Source organism: Achromobacter sp. D7-1 (genome assembly GCF_059760445.1).
In genome coordinates this window covers 1-7,397 of the sequence record NZ_JCBAMT010000151.1, presented here as the reverse complement: position 1 = coordinate 7,397, position 7,397 = coordinate 1, and the positions used below count along the sequence as shown (strand labels likewise).

At 66.9% G+C, this 7,397-nt stretch carries 8 protein-coding genes; 7 read left to right on the top strand and 1 reads right to left on the bottom strand.

All coding sequences use genetic code 11. The features are described from left to right. A partial coding sequence (locus AC6LKD_RS32245; RefSeq protein ID WP_498118514.1) for a Bug family tripartite tricarboxylate transporter substrate binding protein occupies positions 1 to 257 on the bottom strand: 257 nt, incomplete at its 3' end. Between the two features lie 560 nt (positions 258 to 817). On the opposite strand from AC6LKD_RS32245, the gene AC6LKD_RS32240 reads away from it, so the two are divergent. From AC6LKD_RS32240 to AC6LKD_RS32210, 7 genes are all read left to right on the top strand, one after another. Then, positions 818 to 3,733 (top strand): monovalent cation/H+ antiporter subunit A, encoded by a 2,916-nt coding sequence (locus AC6LKD_RS32240; RefSeq protein ID WP_498118513.1) that lies wholly within the window; start codon positions 818 to 820, stop codon positions 3,731 to 3,733. Further along, positions 3,733 to 4,077 carry a Na+/H+ antiporter subunit C gene (locus AC6LKD_RS32235; protein WP_013394081.1) on the top strand — a complete coding sequence of 115 codons (345 nt, stop codon included), beginning with the start codon at positions 3,733 to 3,735 and terminating at the stop codon, positions 4,075 to 4,077. Before AC6LKD_RS32240 ends, AC6LKD_RS32235 begins: the two co-directional genes overlap by 1 nt. Continuing rightward, positions 4,074 to 5,705 carry a monovalent cation/H+ antiporter subunit D gene (locus AC6LKD_RS32230; RefSeq protein ID WP_013394080.1) on the top strand — a complete coding sequence of 544 codons (1,632 nt, stop codon included), beginning with the start codon at positions 4,074 to 4,076 and terminating at the stop codon, positions 5,703 to 5,705. The genes AC6LKD_RS32235 and AC6LKD_RS32230 overlap by 4 nt, the downstream gene beginning before the upstream one ends. Then, the gene (locus AC6LKD_RS32225; protein ID WP_013394079.1) at positions 5,705 to 6,187 is read left to right on the top strand and encodes a Na+/H+ antiporter subunit E; all 483 of its coding nucleotides are present in this window, start codon (positions 5,705 to 5,707) and stop codon (positions 6,185 to 6,187) included. Before AC6LKD_RS32230 ends, AC6LKD_RS32225 begins: the two co-directional genes overlap by 1 nt. Beyond that, the gene (locus AC6LKD_RS32220; RefSeq protein WP_013394078.1) at positions 6,184 to 6,465 is read left to right on the top strand and encodes a K+/H+ antiporter subunit F; all 282 of its coding nucleotides are present in this window, start codon (positions 6,184 to 6,186) and stop codon (positions 6,463 to 6,465) included. Before AC6LKD_RS32225 ends, AC6LKD_RS32220 begins: the two co-directional genes overlap by 4 nt. Continuing rightward, complete coding sequence (gene mnhG, locus AC6LKD_RS32215; protein ID WP_207465225.1) at positions 6,462 to 6,803, top strand: monovalent cation/H(+) antiporter subunit G; 342 nt, start codon at positions 6,462 to 6,464, stop codon at positions 6,801 to 6,803. The genes AC6LKD_RS32220 and mnhG overlap by 4 nt, the downstream gene beginning before the upstream one ends. Positions 6,804 to 6,933: 130 nt before the next feature. Continuing rightward, on the top strand, positions 6,934 to 7,397 hold a 464-nt coding region (locus AC6LKD_RS32210; RefSeq protein ID WP_498118512.1), incomplete at its 3' end, for a hypothetical protein.

Sequence of the window (7,397 nt, the reverse complement as noted above, 5' to 3'; positions counted from 1 at the left end):
GGCGTGGAGCGCGCCACGGCGTCGGCGCCGATGGAGCCGCCGCCGCCGCCGCGGTTTTCGACCACCACCGCCTGGCCGAGTTCACGGGTCAGGCCCTCGGCGACGATGCGCGCCACGATGTCGGTGGTGCCGCCGGCGGCGAAGGGAACGATCAGGCGGATGGGCTTGTTGGGGTAGGGGTCGGCGGCCTGCGCGGCGGTGCTAAGGCAGAGGCCGGCGATGGCGGCGGCCAGGACGGCCTTGGCTTGGGACAGCATGGTCAAGAGTCTTCTCCAGATTATTTGAATTTCCGACCCGGCCGGCTTCTTGGGCCGGCGTCGGTGAAGCTTGCCGCGCCCGGATGCTGGCGCGGCGGATGCCTCGTGGGCGCCATTCCACACAGTAAATTTACGCCGGTCAACCCGGATAGACCCTGGCTTGCCCAGGGTTATTTTTTTGCCGCGTTGTTGTCCGAAGAAGACCGGAATAGATGAAAAAAACCAATGCTGACAAAGACATGAATAGCTACAGGAATATTTCAATTGCGCAAGGATTGCGCATCGAACATGCCGTCATCCGCTCGGTACACACATAAATCTCTGCATAACTTACAAGAATCTGATATTTTTCGTATGAGATTCTTGGCCGGTCTTGCAAGAAAGCTATTGCGTTTGTTTCTGTCTGCGCCGTTCAATGGCGTTGGTTGATGTCCCCCGCGGGGCAACGTGTAGTGCAGCGACGCACCGGGCCAGGGTTCCGTCCGTTTTTCAATCCCCGGTCTGTTCGTCTTTCGCTGCCTTGCGCTGGCGGGAGGGGGCCCGGACACTCTCGGAACGCCATGTCGCTGATCCTGATCCTCGCTCTGCCGTTTGCCGGCAGCCTGTGCGCCGCGCTCCTGCCATCCAACGCCCGCAACGCCGAGGCCTGGCTGGCGGGACTCATCGCCCTGGCCTGTGTGGTGCTGGTCATCAGCCTGTATCCCGAAGTCACCAACGGCGGCGTGGTCCGCTTCGACATGCCCTGGGCGCCCGCCCTGGGCCTGCAATTCACCCTGCGCATGGACGGCTATGCCTGGCTGTTCGCGCTGATCGTGTCCGGCATGGGCGCGCTGGTGGTGCTGTACGCGCGCTACTACATGTCGCCGGAAGATCCGGTGCCGCGCTTTTTCTCGTTCTTCCAGGCCTTCATGGCCGCCATGCTGGGCGTGGTGCTGTCCGGCAACCTGATCCAGCTGGTCATGTTCTGGGAAATGACCAGCCTGGCGTCTTTCATGCTGATTGCCTACTGGCATCACCGCCTGGACGCGCGCCGCGGCGCCCGCATGGCGCTGACGGTCACGGGCGGGGGCGGGCTGTGCCTGTTGGCCGGCGTGCTGATCCTGGGCCACATCGTCGGCAGCTACGACCTGGACCGGGTGCTGGCCGCCGGCGACCTGGTGCGCGCCGATCCCTGGTATCCGGCCGTCCTGATCCTGGTGGCGCTGGGCGCGCTGACCAAGAGCGCCCAGTTTCCCTTCCATTTCTGGCTGCCCAACGCCATGGCGGCGCCCACGCCCGTATCCGCCTACCTGCATTCGGCCACCATGGTGAAGGCCGGCGTGTTCCTGCTGGCGCGGTTCTGGCCGGTGCTGTCCGGCACCGACGAATGGTTCTGGATCATAGGCGGGGCGGGGCTGATCACGCTGGTGCTGGGCGCCTATGCCGCCATCTTCCAGCAGGACATGAAGGGGGTGCTGGCGTATTCCACCATCAGCCACCTGGGGCTGATCACGCTGTTGCTGGGCCTGAACAGCACGCTGGCGCTGGTCGCGGCCATCTTCCACATGATCAACCACGCCACCTTCAAGGCCTCGCTCTTCATGGCCGCGGGCGTGGTGGACCACGAAACCGGCACGCGCGACCTGAGCCGGCTGTCGGGCCTGTACAAGGCCATGCCCATCACGGCGACGCTGGCCATGGTGGCGGCCGCGTCCATGGCGGGGGTGCCGTTGCTCAACGGTTTCCTGTCCAAGGAAATGTTCTTCGCCGAGACCACCTTCGTCAGTGGCGACCGCATCACCGAGATTGGCCTGCCGCTGGTGGCCACCATCGCGGGCGCGTTCAGCGTGGCCTATTCGTTGCGCTTCATCCTGCAAGTGTTTTTCGGCCCCCCGGCGACCGACCTGCCGCGCGCGCCGCATGAGCCGCCGCGCTGGATGCTGTTCCCCAGCGCGTTGCTGGTGGCCATCTGCCTGCTGGTGGGCGTGGTGCCTGGCCTGACCGTCGGCCCGTTCCTGGCAACCGCGGCGCAAAGCATCCTGGGCCAGGACATGCCCGAGTACAGCCTGGCCGTCTGGCACGGTTTGAACCTGCCGCTGGTCATGAGCCTGGTCGCGACCACGGCCGGCATTCTGCTCTACCTGGCCTTGCGCGCGCACCAGCGCGCCAACCCGGGCCGGGTGCCGTTCATCTACCGCCTGGACGGCCGCCGCAGCTTCGAGGCGCTGCTGGACGGCTCCAGCGTGGCCGCGGCCTGGCTGCTGCGTTGGCTGGCGTCCTCGCGCCTGCAGGTGCAGATGCTGCTGATCGTGCTGGGTACGCTGTTCGTGGCCTGGCTGCCGCTGCGCGGGGGCGGCTGGTTGGATGGCGCCGGCCGCATGACGCCGATCGACCCGGCGTTCGCGCTGCTGTGGCTGGTGGGCGCGGGCTGCGCGCTGGCTGCGGCCTTCCAGGCCAAGTACCACCGCCTGGCCTCGCTGGCGCTGGCCGGCGGCGCGGGGCTGATCACCTGCCTGACCTTCGTCTGGTTCTCGGCGCCCGATCTGGCCCTGACCCAGTTGTCGGTCGAGGTGGTGACCCTGGTGCTGTTGCTGCTGGGCCTGCGCTGGTTGCCGCGGCGCATCGAGCAGGACGAGGACGAGAGCCTGAAGGTGACGCTGCGCGCGCGCGGCCGCCGCCTGCGCGACTTGTTGATGGCGGGCGCCGCGGGCACCGGCATGGCCGCGCTGGCCTATGCGGTGCTGGTGCGGCCGCAAGGTGACACCATTTCCTCGTATTTCGTCGACCGCGCGCTGCCCGACGGCGGTGGCACCAACGTGGTGAACGTGATCCTGGTGGACTTCCGCGGCTTCGATACCTTCGGCGAAATCACGGTGCTGGGTATCGTGGCGCTGACGGTCTACGCGCTGCTGCGCCGCTTCCGTCCAGCCGCTGAAAGCGCGGACCTGCCGCGCCAGCAGCTCGACCAGGACGGCGGCGTGCCCGAGGCGCCGGACATCAAGTCGCTGGTGCCCACGGGTTCGATGATGGTGCCGACGGTGCTGGTGCGCCTGCTGCTGCCCACCGCCGCGCTGATTTCCGTGTACTTCCTGCTGCGCGGCCACAACCAGCCGGGTGGCGGTTTCGTCGGCGGACTGATCTTCGCCACCGCCGTGATCCTGCAATACATGGTGGGCGGCGTGTATTGGGTGGAGTCGCGCAGCCGCCTCAACCCGCAAAACTGGATCGGCATCGGCCTGCTGTTCGCCGGCACGGCGGCGGTGACCGCCTGGCTGGCCTACAAGCCTTTTCTGGCGGCGCTGTCGTGGGACATCGCGCTGCCGCTGATCGGCCACGTGCACCTGTCCAGCGTGCTGCTGTTCGACCTGGGCGTCTATATGCTGGTCGTGGGTTCCACCGTGCTGGTGCTGGTGGCGCTGGCCCACCAATCGCTGCGCGCGCAACGCAAGGCTGCCGTCGAAATCCAGGCGGCCGCCGCTCAAACAGGGGAAGCCTGATGGAATTGATATACGCCATCGCTATCGGTGTCTTGGCGGGTTCGGGCGTCTGGCTGCTGCTGCGGCCGCGAACCTTCCAGTTCATCATGGGCCTGTCGCTGGTTTCCTACGCGGTGAACCTGTTCATCTTCGGCATGGGCCGGCTGACCTCGGGCCGTCCGCCCGTGGTGGATCCGGCAGTGGCCCATGATCCTTCCTGGTATGCGGATCCGCTGCCGCAGGCGCTGGTGCTGACGGCCATCGTGATCGGCTTCGCCACCACCGCGCTGTTCCTGGTTGTGCTGCTGGCCTCGCGTGGCCTCACGGGTACCGACCACGTTGATGGACGGGAGTCCCAATCTTGAATTTTTGGCTGCAACACCTGCCCGTATTGCCTATCGTCACGCCGCTCGCGGCCGGCGCGGCGATGCTCCTGCTGGCTGACACCCGCCGCTACACCCGTGGCGCCATCGCGCTCGTTTCCACCCTGGGCCAATTGGCCGCCGCCATCGCGCTGCTGGTGGTGGCGGGCGGCGGCGTACCCGGCGTCTGGCCGGACGGGGTAGGGGTCTATCTGGTGGGCGACTGGCCCGCGCCCTTCGGCATCGTGCTGGTGGTCGACCGTCTGGCCGCCGTCATGCTGACCCTGACCGCGGTGCTGGGATTGGCCACGCTGGTCTATGCGCTGGCCCGCTGGGATCGCGCCGGCGTGCACTTCCATTCGCTGTTCCAGTTCCTGCTGATGGGGCTGAACGGGGCATTCCTGACGGGCGATCTGTTCAACCTGTTTGTGTTCTTCGAAGTGCTGCTGGCCGCGTCCTATGGCCTGTTGCTGCACGGCTCGGGCGTGGCGCGCGTTAGCGCCGGCCTGCAGTACATCGCGGTCAATCTGGTGGCTTCGTTTCTGCTGCTGATCAGCATCGCGCTGATCTACGGCGTCACCGGCACGCTGAACATGGCGGACCTGGCGGTGCGCGCGGGCAACCTGGCGGGCGCGGACCGCATGCTGTTCGAGGCCGGCGCGGCCATCCTGGGCGTGGCCTTCCTGGTGAAGGCGGGCGCCTGGCCGCTGAACTTCTGGCTGGTCAAGGGCTACGGCTCGGCCGGCGCGCCGGTCGCGGCCATGTTCTCCATCATGACCAAGGTCGGCATCTACGCCTTGCTGCGCATCGGCTCCTTGCTGCTGCCGACAGGCGCGCCAGCGGCCTTCAGCCTGGACTGGATGTTCGCGGCGGGGCTGGCCACGCTGCTGTTCGGCGGCCTGGGCTTGCTGGCGACGCAGCAGCTGGAAAAGATGGTGGGCTACTGCGTGATCGTGTCGGCGGGCACGCTGCTGACCGCGCTGGGCATGCCGGGCGTGACGCTGACCGGTCCGGCGCTGTTCTACCTGCTCAGTTCCGTGTTGACCACGGGCGCATTCTTCCTGTTGGCTGAACTGATCGAACGCACCCGCAGTTTCGGCGCCAACGTGCTCGCCGTGACCCTGGATGCCTTCGACCTGGACGATCCCGCCTCGGTCAACCGGTCCGACGACGTCGTGGGCGTGGCCATTCCCGCGGCCATGGCCTTCCTGGGCCTGGCCTTCATTTCCTGCGCCTTGCTGGTGACTGGCCTGCCGCCCCTGTCGGGTTTTGTCGCCAAGCTGTCGCTGCTGTCGGCGGCGGTGTCGGCCGCCAACGAATCGGCCGTGCCCATGGACGCATGGATACTGGTGGCCGCCGTGTTGCTGTCCGGTTTGGCCGGCCTGATCGGCCTGGGCCGCACCGGCATCCGGGTGTTCTGGGCCAGCGATGACCGCAGCACGCCGCGCCTGCGGCTGATCGAAGCCGGGCCGGTGGCCGTGCTGTTGCTGCTGTGCGTGGGCCTGGCGGCCGGCGCGGGCCCCGTGTCGGCCTACCTGGACGACGCGGCGCGCTCGCTGGACCAGCCCAAGTCCTATATCGACGCCGTCATGTCCGCGCAGACCGTGCGCGGCCTCAAGGGAGGAAGCTGATGCGCCGCCTCTACTTCCTGTTCCTGCCGGTCTACCTGTTCGTCCTGTGGCTGGTGCTCAACGAGAGCGCGTCCGCCGGCCAGATCGCGCTGGGCATCGCGTTGGCGCTGTGGTTCACCTGGGCCGCATCCCGCCTGCGGCCGCTGCGGGCGCGGCCGCGCCGCCTGTGGAAGGCGGTGCCGCTGTTCCTGCACGTGACCGCGGACATCATCAAATCCAATGTCGCCGTGGCGCGGCTGATCCTGAATCCGCGCCGCAATAATTTTTCACCCGGGTTCATCATGATCCCGCTGACCATGCGCGACCCGCATGGCCTGGCGATGCTGGCCTGCATCGTCACCTACACGCCGGGCACCGTCTGGGTGGACCTGACCGACGACCATCGCCTCAAGCTGCACGTGCTGGACCTGCAGAACGAGGGCGACTGGATCAAGCTGGTCCAGGAACGCTACGAGCGCCCGCTGATGGAGATTTTCGAATGAACAACATACTTTACTGGGCTGCGTCCTTCGCCTTGCTCTGCTTCGCGCTGGGCATGGTCTTCGCCGCCATCCGGCTGCTGCGCGGTCCCACCGCGCAGGACCGCGTGCTGGCCCTGGACACGCTGTACATCAACGGCATGCTGACCATGCTGGTATTCGGCATCCGCTCCGGCACGTCCGTGTACTTCGACATCGCGCTGCTGATCGCGCTGTTCGGCTTCGTCGGTTCCACCGCGATGGCGCGCTTCCTGCTGCGCGGCGAGGTGATCGAGCCATGATCGACGCCCAGATCCCGCTGTGGGCTGCCATACCCGCCAGCATCCTGCTGGTGCTCGGCGGCTTGCTGGCGCTGACCGGGTCGGCCGGCCTGCTGCGCTTCCGTACCTTCTATGCCCGCATCCATGCGCCCACCCTGGGCAACACCATGGGTTGCGGTTGCGTGCTGGCCGCTTCCATCCTGGTATTTTCGGCGCTGTCTGCCCGGCCTGTGTTTCATGAAGTCATCATCACCTTGCTGCTGATCGTGTCTTCGCCCGTGACCGCCATGCTGCTGATGCGCGCGGCGACCTACCGTAACCGCCTGAGCAAAGCCGACGCCGAGCGCGATGCCAGCTAAGCGGGCAGGGCGGGTTTGTTGCGCCGCGTCAATTGAAACGTAGTCTTACGAATTCAAGTCGCTGGACATGTAGCCGAAGCGTCATCGTGGGATAGTGGGTAACGGATCAACCAATCTCAAGGAGCTGACCATGACTACACGTCCCATGCATACCAAACGCCTCGCGGCGACGCTTTGCGCTGCAGGCCTGATGTTGGCCGCGGGAGCGGTCCACGCGGCAGATGCGAGCGGCCGCGGCTCAGCCCAGTCCCAGTACCAGCAGGATGTGGCGGCTTGCAAGAGCGGCGCCACCGGCCAGGACCAGGCCGCCTGCATGCGCGAAGCCGGCGCGGCGCGGCAAGAGAGCGGCCGCAACAATCTCAAGGACGGCGGCACCGACCAGCTGCAGCAGAACATGCTGGACCGCTGCAACCGCCTGCCGGCCGCATCGCGCCAAGACTGCGTCACGCAGATGACTTCGCCCACCAATGTGCGCGGCAGCGTGCAGGGCGGGGGCGTGCTGCGTGAAACCGTCATCCAGGTGCCCGCCGACACGGTGCCGCCGGCGGCCGGCGCGCCGGGCATGGCGCCCGCGCCCGCCGCGGCGCCCATGAC

Bases quoted from the DNA above. Each gene is read 5' to 3' on its own strand.
- AC6LKD_RS32240 (WP_498118513.1), top strand. From the start codon at position 818: ATGTCGCTGATCCTGATCCTCGCTCTGCCGTTTGCCGGCAGCCTGTGC.
- AC6LKD_RS32235 (WP_013394081.1), top strand. From the start codon at position 3,733: ATGGAATTGATATACGCCATCGCTATCGGTGTCTTGGCGGGTTCGGGC.
- mnhG (WP_207465225.1), top strand. From the start codon at position 6,462: ATGATCGACGCCCAGATCCCGCTGTGGGCTGCCATACCCGCCAGCATC.
- AC6LKD_RS32220 (WP_013394078.1), top strand. From the start codon at position 6,184: ATGAACAACATACTTTACTGGGCTGCGTCCTTCGCCTTGCTCTGCTTC.
- AC6LKD_RS32225 (WP_013394079.1), top strand. From the start codon at position 5,705: ATGCGCCGCCTCTACTTCCTGTTCCTGCCGGTCTACCTGTTCGTCCTG.